Raw genomic sequence first — 19,618 nt, 5'->3', positions numbered from 1 at the left:
TGAAGTCAGGCATAGGGGTGCGAAAGAATGAGAGCAGGCGAGGGTCCATACCACCTTCGCCTGTTGTCGTTTTAAGCCCGCAATAGTAGTTGCAAGCAACGAAAATGCTGCAATCTGCATAAAATTAAGACTATGTTGATCCGATCGGAGTTCGATATTCAGTTCCACCTGCCGGTTGAGACACCGATGGTGACGATGTTGCACCTGCATCCGTCGCTGGATGGTGCGTTGCGGAGCAGCGACGATCTGAACGTGGAATATATCAACATGAACTCGCGGACGGAACTCACGCCCTTCGATTACCTGGACTCCTTCGGAAACAGGTGCTCACGCTTTACGGCGCCCCCAGGAGCACTGCGTCTGTGTGGGAAGAATCTTGTTGAGATCGGCGGAGAGCCGGACCTGCAGGGATACAACGCGATCCAGCACCCCATCCAGGATCTTCCGGATCATACCCTGCAGTTCCTACTCTCCAGCCGTTACTGCGAGGTGGACCGCTTCGGTGCGATTGCGAGCGATCTCTTCCAATGGACGCTTCCAGGATGGAGCAGGGCATCGGCGATCCGTGACTGGGTCCACGACAAGGTTGCGTTTGATTACAAGAAAGCCCGCTCGACGAAGACGGCAATGGATGTCTTCACCGAGCGAGAAGGCGTCTGCCGGGACTTCCAACATCTTGCGGTCACGCTGAGCCGTGCGATGAACATTCCGGCGCGTTATGTGACCGGATATCTGGGTGACATTCGCGTGCCGTATGCGGGCGCGGGAGATTTCAGTGCCTGGTATCAGGTCTGGCTGAGTGGACGCTGGTGGGATATGGATGCGCGCCACAATCAGCCCAGAATGGGACGGTTGTTAATGGCTGCCGGACGCGATGCCGCCGATGTTGCGATTACGACGTCGTTCGGACAGGCCAATCTCACCCATTTCTATGTCGAATCGAATGAAGTGGACAAGAATGGCGTTGCGGTTCCTTTGCCAGTAAAAGTAGGCGACCCTTTGGCTCCGATTACGGCTCCTGTGGTGGGGGCTTAGCCCTCCATCGCCTGTCTCAAAGTCTGCCAACAGTACAATGGACAGACATGAACAGGCTTGTACTTGGCAATCTGGTATATCGTCCCCTCCGCTCCATCATCAGCGCGCTTGCCGTTGCGATTGAGGTCATCATGATCCTCTCCATTGCGGCGATCATGCTGGGTATGTTGAACGGACAGAAGACGCGCAATAGCGGCATCGGCATGGACATGATTGCCCGCCCCGGAACGACCAGCAACCTCATCGGCGTCAGTGGAGCGGCAGCGCCTGCGAAGGCATCGGCGATCTTCGAGAAGATCCCGCACGTTCTGGTGGCCTCGCCTGTCTATATTCAGCTGACCGCGGGCGCGTCGATCGAGAACATCTATGGCATCGACTATGCCAGCTTCAATGCCCTGAAGCCCTTTGTTTTTCTGCAGGGTGGCCCGTTCCAGGGACCGGATGACATTATCATTGACGACTTTACGGCGAACTCCGGCAAGGGCCTTCATATAGGCGATCCCATGGACGTGATGCATCACACCTTCCGCGTCAGCGGGATTGTGGAACATGGCAAAGGCGGACGCAAGTTCGTTCCGATCGACACGATGAACTCGATCGAGCATTCCGAGGGCCGGGCGAGCATGTTCTACCTCAAAACGGAAGACTCGCCGAAGTACCAGGAAGAGATCCGCCAGGCGATTAAACACACGGACGGTATGGAGCAGTACGACGTACAGACGCTGGATGAATTTCTTTCAGCATTGACGCCCGAGAAGTTTCCGGGATTCAACATTGCGTTGAACGTGGTCATTGGGATCGCCATCATCATCGGCTTCATCGTGATCTTCCAGTCGATGTATACGGCGGTCATGGAGCGGACGCGCGAGATCGGCATTCTGAAATCTCTGGGCGCATCGCGGTTTTATATTCTCTCGGTGGTGCTGCGTGAAACGGGAATGCTGGCTGTCTGCGGGATCGCTCTGGGCGTAGGCGTGACGTATCTGATGCGCTCCATTTTTCACGTCAAGTTTCCGACGATGGAGTTTGCGGTCACACCCGCCTGGGTACTCCGCTCCGTTCTCATCGCCTTTGTGGGAGCTCTGTTAGGCGCGCTGTATCCCGCCTGGAAGGCTTCACGGAAAGATCCCATCGACGCGCTCTCCTACGAATGAGCAATTTTGGGAACTGAATCCGGATTTTCCCGTTTAACATGTCGGCAAGCAAAAGTCCTTCCTGTTCAGATATCTCCGTGTTTGGTGGAGGAAAAGATTTGAAGAACCGTCTGGGCCAGGTCACCCTTTTTGCGATCGCCGGGGTTTTTCTTTTTCTGCACACGCTGCATCTGCGGGCCGACTTTCCCAATCACTCTCCCTGGGTGGACTGGGCCAAATACACGGATGAGGGTTGGTACGGAGACGCCGCCATCCGCTACTACCTGCGTGGGGCGTGGCAAGTTCCGGGGGACTTCAATCCTGCAGCAGCGCTTCCGGTTTGGCCTCTTCTGGAAGGCATGCTCTTCAGCGTGACGGGGGTAGGTATCGTTCCGGCCAGATCGCTGGCGGTCGCGGTGTTTGTGGGCATCGTGATGGCAGTCTATGTCCTGATGCGAAAACGGGGCACGGGAAGGGAAACGGCGCTGGTGGCACAACTCTCCCCGGCGGTAGCCGTGGCGATGCTTTCTGTGAGTCCCTTTCTTTACGCTTTTGGACGGATGGCAATCCTGGAACCGATGTTGATCCTGTTAACCCTGATGGCCATGTGGTTGGCTTGGACCCCCTTTCCTAACAGGATTAAGTCATGGGCCAGAGTGATTGGTCTGGGCGTCCTGGCGGCGCTGATGATCGGGACAAAGACGACGGCTATCTGCCTGATGCCTGCAGTCTTGTGGATGCTATGGTGCGGGGAGGGACGGGTCTGGAAAAGGTTTGCCCTCTCAACGGTGATGGCGGGTGTGACGGCGACGGCGATCGTTGGGACGTACTTCGTCCTGGCCATTCGGCCTTATTATCTCGCTGATTTCAAATACCTTTTCCAGGCGAACCAATACACGGGGATCACGCGGGCGACCTTCTGGAGTGTCGTGACGGACACCATTCACAACGCGGCCTGGACGAGCCCAGCGATCTGCGTCATCGCGGTCTTTGTTGTCGTTGTGGCGATTTTTCGCAGACGGATCTGGAGCGATCCGTTGTTTACCGGTTGCATACTATGGATCGCGGGCTACTTCGCTTTTCTGGCGTATCACGCCTCGTTGCAGCCACGGTATTACATGGTGGTGGCGGTCCCGTTGACGATCCTGGCGGTGCGCGGGGCCGAGGACTTGTCCAGCGAATGGAAGCCTGCGGCTGTAGTCTTTGCGTGCATTTTCGCGGCGGTGGGCGCGGTACACGCGCGGGAGACGCTGCACTTTGTCCGGCATCCTCAGTACAGCTTTGCGGATGCAGCAGCCAGGGTGAAGGGTGTCGTCGATGCGGAGCACGGTCATAGCCGCACCGTGCTTTCGATCAGTGGAAGCGACCTGACCCTGATGACGGGGCTGCCTTCCATCTGCGACGACTTCGGGACGATGGAGTTGCAGGACCGGATTGCGGCGTACAAGCCGGGGTGGTTCATCGCCTGGAATTATGTGGAAGACGACAAGATGGACTCGCTCGCGCAGTTTTACCAGTTGACGCGGGTGGCGGAGTTTCCAGCGATGGACGATCCGGACCGCAATCTGCTGATTGTTTACCGCCTGGATCCGAAGAAAAAGCTCGTGCCGGCGGTCCATTCCCTAAAGGGCACCCTGGTGGGTAAACTTTAGCGGCTGGCGAGAGGTTTTCCGCCCCGTTTTGGTTGACTCTACAGCCTCTTCCGGCTATTCTTAGGACTCGCGTAGATTCGCGCTACGGCCTCCTGTGTCTTTTGGAACTGTAACGTGAACGCGTGGTGGATCCACCCGGGGCAAAGCTGGCTATTGGTCAGCGGACTACCTTCCGGAGAGTGGCTCGGCTGCTTGATTGCGGCAAGCTGTTTCCAGAGAGAAGTCGGGCCCCCAAAGCACCCACTCCATTTGCTCCAAGCATGTGGCCGGAATTTGGGCTCGTGTTGGCTGGATGTTGTGTTCTGCAGGTTGAGATTTCCCATGGCGAAGAGTTTGCAAGGGTTTTAGATTCAAGAGTTTTAGAGCGGAGAAACACGATGGGCACTTTTGTACCGAGCTCGAAAGATATCAAGCGCAAGTGGTTCGTCCTGGACGCCACCGGCAAGACACTGGGACGTTTCGCCAGCGGCGCAGCACGTGTGCTGACGGGCAAGAACAGCACCCAGTACACCCCCTACATCGATGTGGGCGACCATGTTGTTGTGATCAATGCGGAGAAGATTGTTCTGACGGGTCTCAAGAGCCAGCAGAAGATGTATCGCCGCTACACGGGTTTCCCCGGCGGTCTGCGTGAGGAAGAGTTCTCCAAGCTGCTCGTTCGCAAGCCGGAGATGATTCTGGAGCAGGCGATCAAGGGCATGCTGCCCAAGAGCAAGATGGGCCGCCAGATGGCGACGAAGCTAAAGGTTTATCGCGGCGACAAGCATCCGCATCTGGCTCAGCAGCCAGAACCGCTTGAAGTAACGGCATAAAGGGAGTTTCGAGGGATTATGGCAGATCTGGTTCAGTACTACGGCACGGGGCGTCGCAAGTCTGCGGTCGCTCGCGTATTTCTTCGTCCTGGCGGCGGAAACTTTACGGTCAACGGCAAGGCCTCTGAGGTCTACTTCGTGACCGAGCAGCAGCGCGCGTCCGCCAAGCGGACTCTGCAGACTGCCTCGGTCGAAGGCCAGTTCGACATCATCACCACAGTCAAGGGCGGCGGCGTCATGGCGCAGGCCGATGCTGTGAAGATGGGTATCGCTCGTGCATTGCTTGAGTTCAACATCGAGCTCCGCAAGGTGCTCAAGGCCGACGGCCTCCTGACCCGCGACGCTCGCATCAAGGAGCGTAAGAAGTACGGTCAGAAGGGCGCACGTAAGCGCTTCCAGTTCTCGAAGCGGTAATCTTCCTGCCGGGGCGCGGAGACTTCGGTCTTCGCGCTCCGGTTTCGTTCTACCAACCGGAGTCAAATTTCCCGAACCAGGGACCAATCCCGGCCATTGCCGAGGATGCTCTCAAGAAAGAGTTGAAGATATGGCAAGCATAACGATGAAGGAGTTGCTCGAAGCTGGCGTTCACTTCGGACATCAGACGAAGCGCTGGAACCCGAAGATGAAGGAATATATCTTCGGCGAGCGCAACGGTATTTACATCATTGATCTGCAGAAGACCCTGAAGATGTTCAAGGAAGCGTCGAAGTTTGTGACGGACCTTACCTCTTCCGGCAAGCTGATCCTCTTTGTCGGCACCAAGCGCCAGGCGCAGGATGCGATTGCGGAAGAAGCGACCCGTGCGGGCATGCCGTACATCAACTCCCGCTGGCTCGGTGGTCTTCTGACCAACTGGGTTACGGTACAGAAGTCGGTCAAGCGCCTCCAGGAGCTGGACGAGATGTCCACCGATGGACGTTACGAGCTTCTCACCAAGAAGGAAGTCATCAAGCTGGAGCGCGAGCGCAAGAGCCTGGCGACGAACCTCTCCGGTATTAAGGCGATGCGTCGTCTTCCCGATGCGATCTTTGTTGTGGATTCGAACAACGAAGCCATCGCCGTCGCAGAAGCTCGCAAGCTTGGTATCCCAGTCGTCGCGGTTGTGGATACGAACTGCGATCCGACCGTGGTCGACTACGTGATTCCTGGTAACGATGACGCCCTGCGCGCGATCCGCCTCTTCACCACGAAGATTGCTGACTCCGCTGCGGAAGGCGTGCAGATGATCTCCGACAAGGCGTTTGCGCAGGAGACCTCTGACATCATGCCCGTGATGACGGAAGCTCATTTCCTCGGCGAGGAAGCAGAAGCTGCTCCCGCTGCTACCCCATTTGCCGAGTCCACCCCGGTAGCTGCTGACGAGGAAGAGACTGTTGACCTCGAAGCTGCTCTTGGCGGCGGTATCCGCAAGGCCCCTGCGAGCGAGACTGAAGCTGAGCCCGAAGTGGTTGCAGCCGAGGCAGGCGCGTAAGAGGCTGTTCACGATTCCTCATTGAGAGCGTGGCTGCCTGCTTCCAGATGGCGCCACGCTCTTTTTGCGTCCACACATGCTGGCCGCACAAAACATAAGATCTGAACCTAGAAAAGGAAATCATCATGGCAACCGAAACAGCGAAGATTGACGCGAAACTGGTGAAGGAACTCCGCGAGAAGAGCGGTGCTCCCATGGGCGACTGCCTGAAGGCGCTGCAGGAAGCACAGGGCGATATGGAGAACGCGTTCGTCGTTCTGCGTAAGCGCGGCATGGCGTCGGCGGCGAAGAAGGCTTCGCGCACGACCAACGAAGGTGCTGTGGGTACGTACATCCACGCAGGCGGCAAGATCGGCGTTCTTCTGGAGCTGAACTGCGAGAGCGATTTTGTTGCCCGCACGGAAGACTTCCAGGAGCTTCTCCGCGACATCTCGATGCACATCGCTGCAACCGATCCCCGCTATGTGGGTAAGGAAGAAGTCACCGAAGCCGATCTCGCTCGCGAGAAGGATGTTTTCCGCGCACAGGCCCTGGCCACCGGCAAGAAGCCTGAGTTCGTCGAGAAGATCGTCGAAGGCAAGATGAGCAAGTTCTACGAAGAAGTCTGCCTCCTGGAGCAGCCCTTCATCAAGGAGCAGGGCCAGTCGGTGAAGCAGATCATCGCTACGAAGATTGCAAAGCTCGGCGAGAATATCTCCGTTCGCCGCTTCGCACGCTTCAAGGTGGGTGAGCCGACGTTCACCGTCGCCCAGGCAAAGGTTGTTACGGAAGAGCCTCAGGCGTAATTTGTTTTGAGTTGGAAGAGCCCGGACTTCGGTCCGGGCTCTTTTATTGTCTCTGAAATCTTTTGAGAGAATCTCCTTCTTTCGCTTCCCGACAAATCCGGTTTGTGCGCTCTGCGCGACCCCACCCTTTCGCATGAAGCCGCGAAAGAATGGGGCACGGGGTATTTCCCAATTGAGACGACTCAATGCATAACATGCCATTTGCTCAGGCGACATCGTGCGCCACCCGCACTTCGGTGAGGCAAGGTTCTGGAGGTGCCTGGCGATACAGTGCTGATTTGCTTTGCGGAGGCAGGGTGGGAGCGGTTTCGCAAGGACTTCGTTCGTCTGGCCTGAAGGGCTTCAGGCGGTCTGAAAGTGAGCCCGGAAGCAGGCCTTCGTGCGATACTCAATTTTGAAATGTACAAAAGAGTCCTGTTAAAACTGTCGGGAGAAGCGCTGGCTGCGGGCCGTGGTTTTGGCATTGACGCCGTTTTTGTTCACCGGATTGCGGAAGAGATTGCAGAGCTTCATGCCAGCGGTTGCCAGGTCGGCATCGTTGTGGGCGGCGGCAACTTCTTCCGTGGCGTCGCGGAGCAGGCGATCCACATGGACCGCGTCGCGGCGGATCACATGGGCATGCTGTCGACCGTGATCAATGCGATTGCGTTGCAGGATGCCATTGAGAAGCAGGGCGTCCAATGCCGTGTGCTCTCCGCCATTGCGATGCACCAGGTCGCGGAGCCTTATATTCGTCGCCGCGCGCTGCGTCACCTGGAAAAGAACCGTATCGTTATCTTCGGTGCTGGCACGGGGAATCCTTACTTTTCGACGGATACTGCCGCTGCATTGCGCGCCATGGAGATCAAGGCCGACGTGCTCTTGAAGGCGACTTCGGTGGACGGTATCTATACGGCCGATCCGAAGAAGGATCCGGATGCGACGAAGTTCGACCGGATTACTTACATGGATATTATTCAGCGCGGGCTGCGGGTCATGGATACGGCTGCGGTCTCGCTCTGTCACGATAACAACATGCCGATGCTGGTCTTCTCCATGCGCGAGCGCGGAAATATTCTGCGGGCGGTGCAGGGCGAAGAGATCGGTTCCCTGGTCATCTCGGACAAGGCTTAGCTGTAGCGGGACTCAGAGATGCCGGAAGTACCCTTGAAGCCCGTGCGCAAACCTCCTCTTCCGGGATTGACGGGAGTGCGGACGTTTCTGGCGCTGGGTATTATGTTGTTTCATTTCACACCGCCCCATATTGAGTGGATCAAACCGGTGATCGAAAGTGGATTTACCTACATCAGCTTCTTTCTGCTGATCTCGGGGTTCATTCTTTCGTATAACTACAGCGAACGTGCGGCTACGCTGAAGGTGCGCGAGTTCTACCTCGCGCGCATGGCGCGGCTCTATCCTGTCTACCTGCTTTCGTTGATCGTGTCGCTCCAGATGTATTCGCAGGAGTGGCATTACCAGACGCATGTGCACTTCTGGGAAGGCACCATCCTGACGCCGCTGCTGCTGCAGGGATGGAACCCAATGCTGGCGACCTTCTGGAACACAGTGGCGTGGACGCTGTCGACCGAGGTGATGCTCTACCTTGCGTTTCCGTTTCTCAATCGGGCAAACTGGTGGCCGAAGTCTCCTTCCAGACTCATCGCATTGTTCTTCGGTTTCTGGCTGTTGGAGCTTACCGTACCCACGGCGTATCTTTTGATCAATCCGGACGGGCTCGCCCACATGGACAGGTACTCGTACGGGTTCTGGATTCGCGCGGTGAAGTACACGCCGATTCCGTATGTACCGATCTTCCTTGCGGGGATTACGCTGGGACGTCTGCATAGCATCGTCCATGTGAGCGATCGTGTGCGGATGTGGATGGCTGTTAGCGCAGCGGGTACGGTGCTGACGATCTTCTACACGGTGATTGAGAAGTTGCCCTATGTCATGCTGCATGGCGGTTTGTTGACGCCGATCTTTGCAACGCTGATCTTCGGGCTCACCGGCTCGCATTGGATGACGCGGTTTCTTTCGCTGAGGCCGATTGCGATCCTGGGAGAGGCAAGCTTTTGTCTCTACCTGCTGCACTTCAATACATGGATTCTGCTGCATCTCTTCCATGTTCCGGACCGGCTGCACCTTGCGACGCTGGATCCTTGGCTTTCATACGTCATCATTATCGGCGTCGCTTATATTGCGTTTCGTTTTGTGGAGACGCCGTCGCGAAGGTATCTGCTGGCGCGGTGGGTGCATAGGAAGCCGCATCCGATGGAACCTGCGAACATCGGCGGGTAGTTTAAAAGCAGATCCCTTCGCTTCGCTGCGGGATGACAAATTTTTCGATGGTCAAGAGTTTGGGTGCCCCGTACATCGCGTTCTTTGCGATGTGCGGGGAGGGATCTGCTTTTTTGAATCCCAGATAGATCTGGTTTGTGCGCTCCGCGCGACCCCACCCTTCGCGATGAAGCCGCGAAGAATGGGGCACGGGCGTTATTTCTTCGCTTGGAGGGTTTTTGCCTGGGCTTCTACCTCGCGCATGACGCGGAGCATGTTACCGCCGTAGATTTTTTTGATCTCTTCCGCGGTGTAGCCCTTTTCCAGCAGGGCCCGTGTGAGGTTGGGGAACTTCGCGTAAGAGTCGAGCCCTTCGGGAACGCAGCCTACACCGTCGAAGTCTGTGCCGATGCCGACGTGGTCGACGCCTGCGATCTGGACGGCGTGGTCGATATGCGCGACCGCGTCGGCCAGCGTTGCCGGAGGAAGCTTGGCAGCCATCTCGGTCTGAAGGGCCTTCATCTTCTCCGCGCGCTCGGCCGGGTCTTTCAATTCCATCAGTTTCGTGTACTGTGCACGCATCCCGGCCTCAAGAGGCTTTTCGGCTTTGTAGTAGCGGTCGGAGAGGAAGTCGCAGCCGAAGCTGATGTTGGCCACGCCGCCCTTGGCTGCAAGCTGGCGAAGCATGTCGTCGGTGAGATTGCGTGTGTGTGCGCTGAGGGCGCGGCAGGAAGAGTGCGAAGCGATTACGGGAGCGGTACTGACTTCGAGCGCATCGGCGAAGGTCTTGTCGGCCGTGTGCGAGATGTCGACCATCATGCCGAGGCGGTTCATCTCGCGGACGACATCTTTGCCAAAGGGTGTGAGGCCGTTGTGATGCATGATCTTGGGATCGTCGATATCGCCCTGCGAGTCGGCCCAGTTGTTGGTGTTGAAGTGCGTCAGGGTCATGTAGCGGACGCCGAGGGTGTAGAAGTCGCGCAGCAGGCGCAGTGAATCTTCAATGGCGTGCCCGCCTTCGATGCCCATCAGGGCGGCGATCTTACCCTGTTGCCGGGCTGCGAGTATCTCGTCCGCCGTGGTTGCCAAGGCAAACTCCTTGGGGTGGCCTTCCACGATGTCGTGACGCACCGTGTCGATCATCTGGAGGGCCCGGTTTGCCGAGTGATTGTCCTTGACGTAGTTTGCACCGACGTAGACGGCGAAGAACTCTGCTCCCAGAAAGCCTTTCATGCGCTTCAGGTCGGTCTGCCCGCGAGTGTTGGTCCCGGCGATGTCGAAGCCCTCCACGGTCTCGGAGGTGACGTCGTTGTGCATGTCCATCAGGAGGGCGGAGCGCGTGATCGCGTTCACCTCGGCGTCTGTGACGTTGTGGCGAGGCGTGTGTTCCGCAAGAGCAAGCGGAATCATGGACAACAGACAGATGGGGGCGACAAAGCGCAGGCAGTCGTGCAAGGAGTCCTCCAGATGGGAAACGGGATGACTCCTTTATAAGCTAAGTTCTAATCTTCGCGGCTACCGAAGCGCCTGATAGGCCTGCCAGGTGAGCGAACCGATCAAGGCGACAAACATCAGGGCCGCCGCTCCTCCGGCAACGCGGAGGTAGGGTTGAATCTGTGTGAGCCGCTGTTGCAGCTTATTCTGGCGCTCGCGTTCCTCTGAAAGGATCGCGTCGTCGAGAAAGAGTTGATCTTCTTCATAACGTGTGAGCATGGCGCGGTACAACAGAAGGCATCCAGCCACTGCCGTAACGCCAGCCCAGACAATCAAGAGTATGCGCATGATGAGCCTCCAGTTCCGTGGAACCGGTCCCTCTGCCGGGCGGGTCTGTGCTCACGTTCACAGGCTCGGAGGGTAGGCGGGGCCGCCCGGCGGCAAGCATACGCCTACTTCTGCACCTCTGTACATGGCAAACTCTGCATCCTGAGGTCGTTTTTTGCGTCTAATTTCCGTAGTGTTCCTTGCAGGCGAAATCGCGGCTTGCCGCGAGGGTCCAGCAGGCATAAAATTGATCGAAGCGCAGTTTGCAAAGGAGAACACCCACATGGCCACTGCCATTACTACTCCCGAAGTCGTCAACGCACCTCCCGTATCGACCCAGCCGGTCAATCTGACGGCTTCTGCGATCGTTAAGGTGAAGGAAATCATGGCGACGCAGGATCCGCATCCCGCCGGTCTTCGCATTGGTGTGGTCGGCGGTGGATGTTCGGGCTTCCAATACTCGATGTCCTTTGAGAACCAGCAGGGCATGATGGACAAGGTCGTCCGTTTCGATGACCTGAAGGTCTTTGTCGACGCCACCAGCGCCATGTACCTCAACGGTTGCACGGTCGATTACGTGGAGACGCTTGAGGCCGCGGGTTTCAAGTTCGAGAACCCCCAGGTCAAGAGCACCTGTGGCTGCGGATCTTCCTTCTCGGTCTAAGTCAAAGTATTTGAAAGCAAAAGCCCTGCCCATCGGCAGGGCTTTTCTGTTGCAGGCCTCCGAACCTTCTCGACGTTATGACGTCTAAAATCAGACAGGTGCTTTTGCAACTCCATTCATGACCGAATTTGTCATCAAGCTTGCCGATGAACGTGGCCGAGTACAGGAGCAGACCCTTCCGGCTGCGACTGCGGACGAGTTACGCAGCCGTTTTACGCAGGCGGGTTACTACGTTTACTCGGTCAAACCGCGTGGCGTCGGTTCGGCGAGCAAGCGCAAAAAGGTCAAGCTCGAAAGCTTTTTGATCTTTAACCAGCAGTTTGTCACCCTGATCAAGGCGGGTTTGCCCATTCCGGGATCACTGCAGTTGCTGGGGCGGCGGCAGAAGGACCTCCGCCTGAAGGCGCAGCTGGAAAATATTGCCGAGCGCGTAAAGACGGGAGAATCGCTCTCCGCCGCCTTCGATGCACAAGGGGGCTTTCCGCTCGTCTACACCACGACACTTCTGGCCGGTGAACGCTCCGGAAACCTGGAAGAGGTGCTGCAGCGCTATCTCGACTTTCAGCGAATTTCTCTGACATTTAGGAAAAAGCTTAAGGCTTCGATGGTCTACCCGGTGCTGCTGGTCACGCTGGTGCTTTCGCTCTTTATCTTTCTGATTACGTTTGTCGTGCCACGTTTTGCCACACTTTACGATCAGCTGAACACGCCTCTGCCTGCGATTACTGTCTTCCTTCTGCATGTGGGCAACATCGCGCAGAATTATGGGATTTACATCGCGGTCGTCCTCGTCATCACCGTTTTTCTACTCTTTCGCTGGTCGAAGACGGACGCCGGTGCCCTGATGGTCGACCGGTTCCGCCTGGCGATTCCGTTGTTTGGCGCGGTATGGCTGAAGTACCAGGTGGCACTCTTTTCGCGAACACTTTCGACGCTGCTTACGGGCGGACTTCCGCTGGTGCCGTCGCTTGAAACGGCTGCACGTTCGATCTCTTCGCGCCAGATCTCGAATGCGGTGTTCAACTCGGTTACGAGCGTGCGGGAGGGCAAGAACCTGTCCTTCAGCATGGAGACGACAAAAGTATTTCCCGAATTGGCCATCGAGATGGTGGAGGTCGGTGAGTCAACCGGCGCTCTTCCCGCCATGCTCAACTCGGTCGCCGGATTTTTTGAAGAAGATGTAGAAACGTCGCTGACGGCGGCGATGAGCTTGATTGAACCGACGATTCTGATCGTGATGGGCATTGCGGTCGCCATCATTCTCATGGCGCTTTACCTTCCGATCCTGCAACTTGGTGCAGGCGCAGTCAATCACTAGAACTTCAAGCGCGAAAGATTTCCAGAAGAGCAGGTAGCCCTTCCCGTATCCTCGGAGTCAAACCCACGTATGGCACAAGCACCGCTGGCAATCCCAATTCCGCACCCCGAGCTTGGCGAGATAGAGCGCGCGCATCTTCTGGCGAAGCGTTATCGCTGCGAGTACGTCGACCTGCAAAACTTCAAGATCCAGCATGAGCTCTTCAAGGCCGTGCCCGTGGAACTGATGTTCCGCTACAACTTCGTCCCGCTGGAGCAGCACGAGGGACGACTGATCATCGCGGTCAGCGATCCGTCGAAGCTGATGGTGCTCGACGAGATCTCCGGCCTGCTGGGACAGCGACTGGTCACGCGCGTCGCCACGCTCTCGCAGATCAATGAGCTTCTGAAGAAGACGGAACAGTCGCAGCGCGTTCTTGAGGAAGCCACGGAGGGATTGACCTTCGACGTTCTCTCCTCCGACGACAATCCGGACGAGAACATCTCCATCGAGCGGCTGACCAGCGAAGACGATATCTCGCCGATCATCCGTCTGGTGGATACCACGATCTTCTCCGCGCTCGAACGCCGCGCTTCGGACGTGCATATTGAGACCTACGACGACTCGTTGCTGGTAAAGTACCGCATCGATGGCGTACTGCAACTCGCCATGGCGCCGATTGCTCGCGAGCATCACCAGACGATTCTTTCGCGTATTAAGGTCATGTCTGAGCTGGACATCGCCGAACGCCGCGTTCCGCAGGACGGACGTTTCCGCGTGCGCTACAAGGGCCGCCTGATCGATTTCCGTGTCTCCATCATGCCCACGGTGCATGGTGAAAACGCCGTGCTCCGCGTACTCGATAAAGAGTCGATGTCGGAGAAGTTCAAGAAGCTTTCGCTCGATGTCGTGGGCTTTGGCGAAGAGGACCTCGCCCGTTTTCGCCGCTATATTAAAGAGCCGTACGGCATGGTGCTGGTGACCGGACCGACTGGTTCCGGCAAGACGACGACGCTCTATGCCGCGCTCAACGAGATCAAGAGCGAAGAAGACAAGATCATCACCATCGAAGACCCAGTGGAGTACCAGATCCGCGGCATCACGCAGATTCCGGTCAACGAGAAGAAAGGTCTTACCTTCGCTCGCGGTTTGCGCTCCATCCTGCGCCATGACCCGGACAAGATCCTGGTCGGTGAGATCCGTGACGCGGAGACGGCGCAGATCGCCATCAACTCCGCACTGACGGGCCATCTTGTCTTCACGACGGTCCATGCAAATAACGTGGTCGATGTGTTGGGTCGCTTTCTGAACATGGGCGTCGAGCCATATAACTTCGTCTCTGCACTGAACTGCATCCTGGCCCAGCGGCTGGTGCGTCAGAACTGCGACTTCTGTTCTGTGCTGGTGGAGTACAACGACGAGCAGCTCGTCGAGAGCGGCCTGAATCCTGAAGAGTGGAAGGACTTCAAGTTCAGAGAGGGCACCGGCTGCATCGAATGCGGCGGCACGGGCTATCGTGGCCGATCAGCGATCCACGAGCTGCTGGAGCTCGACGATGAGATTCGCGATATGCTTCTGGAGAAACGTCCGGGGTCTGAGATCCGAAGGAAGGCACGCGAGAAGGGCATGAGCTTCCTGCGCGACTCCGCTCTGCAACGTGTCCGTGCCGGGATTACGACGCTCCGAGAGATTAACAAAGTCACCTTCATCGAGGCCATGCGCTAGAAACGGAATCCGTCAGTAAACTAGCGAAAGCCCCGCCATGCGATTTCTCTCCTCCATCTCGTCAGGATCTTTGCGACCGCGTCTCGTCTGTGAAATTCGCAGCGGCAGCGTCACAGCCGCGCGCGCCGACGATGCCACGCGGAAGCTGGCACAGGTTGCGTTTGCAGAACTTCAGGATGGAACGCTTGCGCCGTCCTTGCGCGAGGGCAATGTGCTGGACCGTCCCGCGCTGGTCGCGGCCCTGCGCAAGGCGCTCGAATCCGTCAGCATGCGCACGCGCGATGTCACGCTGATTGTTCCAGACGCGACCGCTCGTGTGCTCCTCCTCGACTTCGATACGCTGCCCAGCAAGGCTGCCGATGCGATGGCCGTTGTGCGCTTCCGCCTCACGAAGCTTCTTTCCTTTGAACCGGAGACGGCTGCGGTCAGCTATCAGGTCATCTCGCAGGGCCGTGGTGCGTTGCAGGTGCTGGCCGTTGCCATGCCGCGTGCGATTCTTGCGGAGTATGAGAGCGCCGTGCGCGATGCCGGCTTTGAGCCCGGCTCCGTTCTGCCCAGCACCCTTGCGGCTGTGGGCGCGCTACAGGCCACGGAGCCCGTGCTTCTGGTCAATGCCGGAACCGACTCGATCACGACAGCAATTACGCGTCGTGGAGAAGTACTGCTGCACCGGACGCTGGATCTGGCGCGTGTCGTCCGTGTGGAGATACCCGTCAACGCAGAGAGCGAGGGCGAAGCCCCGGCACCGCTCGTGCCCTACACAACGCTTGAAAAGAGCGACTTTGTCGCCGTCGAGATGCAGCAGGCCATCACAGTAGCGGCCGCGTACTTCGAGGACTCTCTCGGATTCGGCCCGCGCGAGATCTTCATCGCGGGCGAGCGCGATGCTGAGGCGGCGCAGTTTGCCAAAGAGATTGATCTGGAGCCGAAGCCGGTGCTGGCTTCGGAGGACGTGCTGGCCACGGCGACATCCCAGGTTCCGCGAGCATATCTCGCGGGCGTTCGAGGAGCGACCTCCTTCTAATGCGCATCACCATCAATCTCGCAACGCGGCCCTATGTTGAACTCGGCCCGATCTTCCGGCGGTTGCGCATCGCCATGGGCGCTCTGGCCGTGGTGGCCATCGCTCTAATGGTTTGGCTGCACACGCTGACGGCAAAGTCGCGCGAGCAGCAGAAGAAGCTCGACGCGATCCACGCACAGACGGCAAAGCTTGTGGACGAACGGCACCAGAATGAAGCGCGCATGAAGCAGCCGCAGAACGCCGCAGTGCTCGATCGCGCGCAGTTTCTGAACCTCCTCTTTGCGCACAAGAGCTTCAGCTGGACGGCGGTGCTAATGGATCTGGAGCAGGTGCTTCCGGCGGGTGTGCAGGTGTTGAGTATCGAACCGCAGATCTCTGTGACAGGCGATGTTCTGATCCGGATGCGTGTGGCTGGCGATCGCGACCGCGCCGTCGATCTGGTGCGCAATCTGGAAAAAGGGAAGCGCTTTATCTCCCCTCGTCTCGTCGGTGAGTCGGCGCAGCAACAGAAGGAAAACGGACAGCAGCAAGGGCCGCAGTTCAACATCGGCCCGCCGGTTCTTCCGGGCGGCGTAGAGTTTGAGATCGTCTCTGGCTACAACCCACTGCAGCCACGCGCTCGCGCAAGTGAAGCTAAAGCAGCGGCCGAGGAAAAGCAGGTGCAGCCATGAAGATCAGCGTAAGCCGCGAACAGGCCATCAGCTGGCTGGCTCCACTGAATCTACATATCGCGGGAGCGGCTCTGCTTGCGTTGGTGAACTTGTATCTCCTGGTTCATATCGCCCTGGTCTGGAGCAACTCTGGAACACAGGGAGACGATGCTCTCGCTTCTGCCCGGGCGGAACAGGTCGCTGCCGAAGTGGCGGCGCGTCCTCTGCGTGGGCTGGATACGAAGATCGAGGTCTCGAACGCCGAGGCGACGAAGTTCTACGAAGGCCGCCTGCCGTATGCGTACTCCAACGTTGCGGCGGAGCTGGGCGCGTTGAAGACCAAGTACAATGTCCGTCTGTCACGTGTTCAGTATCTGCAGAGGCCTCCCGCCAATGGCGTGACTGAAGTCGTCATGGATGCGGCGCTGACTGGGGAGTACCGCTCGCTCGCCGGATTTGTGAATGGCCTCGAACGCGACCGCAGCTTCTTTCTGATCTCCGCCATCGGCCTTACCGGACAGCAGACCGGGATTGTGAATCTTCGTCTGCGCCTGATGACGTACCTGCGCGAGCCGATGCCGATTGCGCCTTCCGCTGCTAACGGTGAAGGAGCTGCGCAATGAAGATCTCCGCGGAAAACCGCAAGCAGACCATCCTCGCCGCAGTCGTTGGCGTGATCGCCGTCGTCTGCGTGATCTATATGGTGTCGCAGTTTGCTTCTTCGCCGTCAGCGCCCGCGCCCACGACTCCGGTGGTGGCGGATGCACCCGTGGTCACCCCTGGAACACCAGGACGTCCGGCGAAGGTGGTCGCTTCCTCTTCGCGGCTGGACCCGACCCTGCACATGGAAGCCATGCTGTTGACGGAGTCGCTGGAATATACCGGGAATGGCCGCAATATCTTCTCCCCGAACTCTGCGCCGCTGGCCGTAATTCCGAAGGCTATTGCGTCGGCCCGCACCGGCGCAGCCGCTGTAAGTGCTCCCGTCTTCACCGGCCCGCCGCCACCGCCACCGATCGATCTGCGCTTTTTCGGAGTCGCGACCAAGGCGGACGGTTCGCGACAGGCATTCCTGCTCCGGGGAGACGACGTCTTTCTGGCGGCGCAGGGCGACATCGTAAGCCGCCGCTACCAGTTGAAATCCATCAGCCCGAACTCGATCGAAGTCACGGACTTGCAAAACAACAATACCCAGCGGCTGCCTCTCACCGTCCAATAAAGTACAGATATGACGAACCAGCGCCAACACGCAACCGGGGAAGAGGGTTATCTTCTGATCGGTCTTACGGTTGCCGTGTTTTTGCTGCTCCTCGCGCTGGCTGTCGCCGCGCCTTCGGTTGCCAAGGACCTGGAGCGCGAGCGCGAAATCGAATCTACTCATCGCGCGCAGCAGTATGTCCGGGCGATCCAGCTTTATTACAAGAAGTCCGGCGCGTTTCCCACCTCGATGGACCAGTTGGATAAGGCCAATAACATCCGGTATCTCCGTCAGCACTATCTCGATCCGCTGACGGGCAAGGAGTACCGCCTGATCGGCCAGGGAACGCAGCAGACCACACTGAAGGGATTTTTCGGAGAGCCGCTTGCCGGACTTGCCACCACCGGCGCGGGCGCCGGGATCGGCTCACCATCGGGTACAGGCACCGGGACGGGAACGGGCACCGGAACGAGCAGCAGCGGGGGATTGAGCTTTGGATCCAGTTCGAGTTCCAGTGGTTCGTATGGGGCGGGTAGTTCCTCCGGAACCAGTGGTTCTTCCAGCTTTGGTTCTACAAGTAGCTTCGGGACAAATTCCACGACAGGTGCCTCCGGATCGACCGGCGGGATCGGTGGAACCTCCGCGTCCGACTTCAAGGGAGGCTCGGGCCCCTTTATTGGCGTGGGCACCAATAAGACGGGGAAGGCGATCATTGCCTGGAACGGCGAAGAGGACTTCGCCAAGTGGGAGTTTTTCTACGACCCTCGCATTGAACTGATGAAGGCGAAATCCAATATCCTGGGTGGCGGCATCGCGTCCAGCAGCGGATCCAATCTCGGCAGCAGTTCCAGTTCGTTCGGAGCCAGCGGGAGCACGGGGAACAGTTCCAGTGGGACGAGCTTCGGGGGCAGCTCAGGCTCAAGCGGATCGAGCTTCGGCAGTGGTTTTGGAAGTAGCTCCAGTTTCGGAAGCGGCTCTGGATCTTCGACTACTACTACGTCCCCAACTACTCCAACCTCGCCGACGACCAGCCCGAACAATCCTCAGTAATTCCCTTTCTTCTAACGGGTTGCGGTCGCGGACCAGTGGCCAATTCGACCGTTCGGTCCCACGGCGAAGGGCATCGAGACGGCGTTCCATACGCCAGCCTCCCCTGCCACGGGTATCCATGTCTTTCCATTGTCGACGCTGAGATCTGTCCCGCCGGGGCCGAGCGTGAGCCAGTTGGCTGTGTTGTAGACCACGGCAGATCTGTATCCCGGCGGCCCCTGAGCCGCAGCCGTCCAGGTTGCTCCCCCATCTGTTGAGAATGCGGCGCTTGTTGTGGTGGCGTTCGGGGCGGAGTAGTCGCCGCCAACGGCTACCCAGATGACTGTGAGTTTGCCGCTCATGGACATCGTTGTCCGACCGGCAATGGAGAAGACGCCTCCGCTCGCGTTTGCCACGCCCACGGGCACAGCGACTCGCCGCCAGGCCAGAGGACAGGTTTCATCGCTCTTTCCTGTAGCGCACTTGGCATAGGTCGTATACACAGCTCCACCCGAGGTTCCGCCGGTGCCGAAGGCTAGGAACGGGCCTACGCTGGCGAGCACGCTGTTACTGGCGGCGAAGGCCGAGGCCCCCGAAGGGGCGTCGAGGCCAGGATCATCCGTGGCAAACCAGGTGTCGCCACCGTCCTGCGAGAAGAACATGGCAAACTTCCCGCCGACCGGATCGCCGAGAAGGTAGAACTGCCGTCCGGTTACATGCCGGATGGCGTCGAAGAAGCCTGTGGCGTCGGGGTTGGTGAAGACGAGTTTCCAGGTCTTGCAACCGTCGACGGTCTTATAGAGCCGGGAGAGGTCGCCTTTTCCGCTGGACATGATTACGGCGGTCTCTGCGTCGGCGGCCTGGATTCCACGAAAGTCGAGCTTGGCGGCACCCTGCGGTACGGCGCACTTGTTCCACGTGGAACCATCATCCACGGAGCGGAGGACTGTTCCGTCTGTACCGCTGGCCCAGACGACGCTTTTTGCAGCATCGACGGCGCGGAGACTGGCGGTCGAGCCGGAGTGCAGCTCGATCCATTGGGCGAAAAGGGGGTGGGTTTGACAGAAAGCGGAGGCACAAAGCAGGGCAACGGAGAAGAGCTTGCGCATGGCGACATCTTAGCCGA

General features: G+C 58.3%; 20 protein-coding genes. 17 read left to right on the top strand and 3 right to left on the bottom strand.

Features of this window, described 5'->3' with window-relative positions; translation table 11 throughout:
- Positions 1–132 precede the first annotated feature (132 nt).
- The 9 genes from ACIPR4_RS15180 to ACIPR4_RS15135 all read left to right on the top strand — a co-directional run bounded on the left by ACIPR4_RS15180 (position 133) and on the right by ACIPR4_RS15135 (position 9,165).
- A complete protein-coding gene (locus ACIPR4_RS15180) occupies positions 133–1,035 on the top strand; it encodes a transglutaminase-like domain-containing protein (RefSeq protein ID WP_013569542.1) in 903 nt (300 codons plus the stop codon).
- A gap of 47 nt (positions 1,036–1,082) precedes the next feature.
- Positions 1,083–2,189, top strand: coding sequence for an ABC transporter permease (locus tag ACIPR4_RS15175; RefSeq protein ID WP_013569541.1), 1,107 nt, complete (start codon positions 1,083–1,085; stop codon positions 2,187–2,189).
- Between the two features lie 98 nt (positions 2,190–2,287).
- A complete protein-coding gene (locus tag ACIPR4_RS15170) occupies positions 2,288–3,820 on the top strand; it encodes an ArnT family glycosyltransferase (protein WP_013569540.1) in 1,533 nt (510 codons plus the stop codon).
- A 377-nt stretch (positions 3,821–4,197) separates the two neighbouring features.
- Positions 4,198–4,632 carry a 50S ribosomal protein L13 gene (gene rplM, locus ACIPR4_RS15160; protein ID WP_013569539.1) on the top strand — a complete coding sequence of 145 codons (435 nt, stop codon included), beginning with the start codon at positions 4,198–4,200 and terminating at the stop codon, positions 4,630–4,632.
- Positions 4,633–4,650: 18 nt separating this feature from the next.
- On the top strand, positions 4,651–5,046 hold the full coding sequence (gene rpsI / locus ACIPR4_RS15155; protein ID WP_013569538.1) for a 30S ribosomal protein S9: 396 nt from the start codon (positions 4,651–4,653) through the stop codon (positions 5,044–5,046).
- Positions 5,047–5,176: 130 nt separating this feature from the next.
- On the top strand, positions 5,177–6,103 hold the full coding sequence (rpsB, locus tag ACIPR4_RS15150; protein WP_013569537.1) for a 30S ribosomal protein S2: 927 nt from the start codon (positions 5,177–5,179) through the stop codon (positions 6,101–6,103).
- A gap of 125 nt (positions 6,104–6,228) precedes the next feature.
- Complete coding sequence (locus ACIPR4_RS15145) at positions 6,229–6,888, top strand: translation elongation factor Ts (RefSeq protein WP_013569536.1); 660 nt, start codon at positions 6,229–6,231, stop codon at positions 6,886–6,888.
- A gap of 399 nt (positions 6,889–7,287) precedes the next feature.
- Complete coding sequence (pyrH, locus tag ACIPR4_RS15140) at positions 7,288–8,001, top strand: UMP kinase (protein WP_041586125.1); 714 nt, start codon at positions 7,288–7,290, stop codon at positions 7,999–8,001.
- Positions 8,002–8,019: 18 nt separating this feature from the next.
- Positions 8,020–9,165, top strand: coding sequence for an acyltransferase family protein (locus ACIPR4_RS15135; RefSeq protein ID WP_013569534.1), 1,146 nt, complete (start codon positions 8,020–8,022; stop codon positions 9,163–9,165).
- A 195-nt stretch (positions 9,166–9,360) separates the two neighbouring features.
- Here ACIPR4_RS15135 and ACIPR4_RS15125 read toward each other — a convergent pair whose 3' ends face one another.
- Both ACIPR4_RS15125 and ACIPR4_RS15120 read right to left on the bottom strand, forming a co-directional pair.
- Complete coding sequence (locus tag ACIPR4_RS15125) at positions 9,361–10,599, bottom strand: dipeptidase (protein WP_013569533.1); 1,239 nt, start codon at positions 10,597–10,599, stop codon at positions 9,361–9,363.
- Between the two features lie 60 nt (positions 10,600–10,659).
- Positions 10,660–10,926, bottom strand: coding sequence for a hypothetical protein (locus tag ACIPR4_RS15120; protein ID WP_013569532.1), 267 nt, complete (start codon positions 10,924–10,926; stop codon positions 10,660–10,662).
- Between the two features lie 262 nt (positions 10,927–11,188).
- Between ACIPR4_RS15120 and ACIPR4_RS15115 the strand changes: the two genes are divergently transcribed.
- The 8 genes from ACIPR4_RS15115 (at position 11,189) to ACIPR4_RS15080 (ending at position 18,513) form a co-directional block, all read left to right on the top strand.
- A complete protein-coding gene (locus ACIPR4_RS15115) occupies positions 11,189–11,569 on the top strand; it encodes a HesB/IscA family protein (protein ID WP_013569531.1) in 381 nt (126 codons plus the stop codon).
- Positions 11,570–11,687: 118 nt separating this feature from the next.
- Positions 11,688–12,887, top strand: a complete 1,200-nt coding sequence (locus ACIPR4_RS15110) for a type II secretion system F family protein (protein ID WP_013569530.1) — start codon at positions 11,688–11,690, stop codon at positions 12,885–12,887.
- A gap of 69 nt (positions 12,888–12,956) precedes the next feature.
- Complete coding sequence (locus ACIPR4_RS15105) at positions 12,957–14,591, top strand: GspE/PulE family protein (protein WP_013569529.1); 1,635 nt, start codon at positions 12,957–12,959, stop codon at positions 14,589–14,591.
- Positions 14,592–14,628: 37 nt separating this feature from the next.
- Positions 14,629–15,615: a type IV pilus biogenesis protein PilM gene (locus ACIPR4_RS15100; RefSeq protein WP_013569528.1), complete on the top strand. Its 987-nt coding sequence runs from the start codon at positions 14,629–14,631 to the stop codon at positions 15,613–15,615.
- Positions 15,615–16,286 (top strand): PilN domain-containing protein, encoded by a 672-nt coding sequence (locus ACIPR4_RS15095; protein WP_013569527.1) that lies wholly within the window; start codon positions 15,615–15,617, stop codon positions 16,284–16,286. The genes ACIPR4_RS15100 and ACIPR4_RS15095 overlap by 1 nt, the downstream gene beginning before the upstream one ends.
- Positions 16,283–16,888, top strand: a complete 606-nt coding sequence (locus ACIPR4_RS15090; protein WP_013569526.1) for a hypothetical protein — start codon at positions 16,283–16,285, stop codon at positions 16,886–16,888. The genes ACIPR4_RS15095 and ACIPR4_RS15090 overlap by 4 nt, the downstream gene beginning before the upstream one ends.
- Positions 16,885–17,484 carry a hypothetical protein gene (locus tag ACIPR4_RS15085; protein ID WP_013569525.1) on the top strand — a complete coding sequence of 200 codons (600 nt, stop codon included), beginning with the start codon at positions 16,885–16,887 and terminating at the stop codon, positions 17,482–17,484. Before ACIPR4_RS15090 ends, ACIPR4_RS15085 begins: the two co-directional genes overlap by 4 nt.
- 9 nt (positions 17,485–17,493) lie before the next feature.
- A complete protein-coding gene (locus ACIPR4_RS15080; protein ID WP_013569524.1) occupies positions 17,494–18,513 on the top strand; it encodes a hypothetical protein in 1,020 nt (339 codons plus the stop codon).
- An 11-nt stretch (positions 18,514–18,524) separates the two neighbouring features.
- Here the strand turns inward: ACIPR4_RS15080 and ACIPR4_RS15075 are convergent, their stop codons facing one another.
- Positions 18,525–19,601 carry a beta propeller repeat protein gene (locus tag ACIPR4_RS15075; RefSeq protein ID WP_013569523.1) on the bottom strand — a complete coding sequence of 359 codons (1,077 nt, stop codon included), beginning with the start codon at positions 19,599–19,601 and terminating at the stop codon, positions 18,525–18,527.
- Positions 19,602–19,618: the final 17 nt, after the last annotated feature.

The organism is Terriglobus saanensis SP1PR4 (assembly GCF_000179915.2).
Classification (GTDB): domain Bacteria; phylum Acidobacteriota; class Terriglobia; order Terriglobales; family Acidobacteriaceae; genus Terriglobus; species Terriglobus saanensis.
The sequence above is the reverse complement of the archived record's forward strand: the minus strand, read 5'-3'. Positions and strand labels throughout refer to the sequence as shown.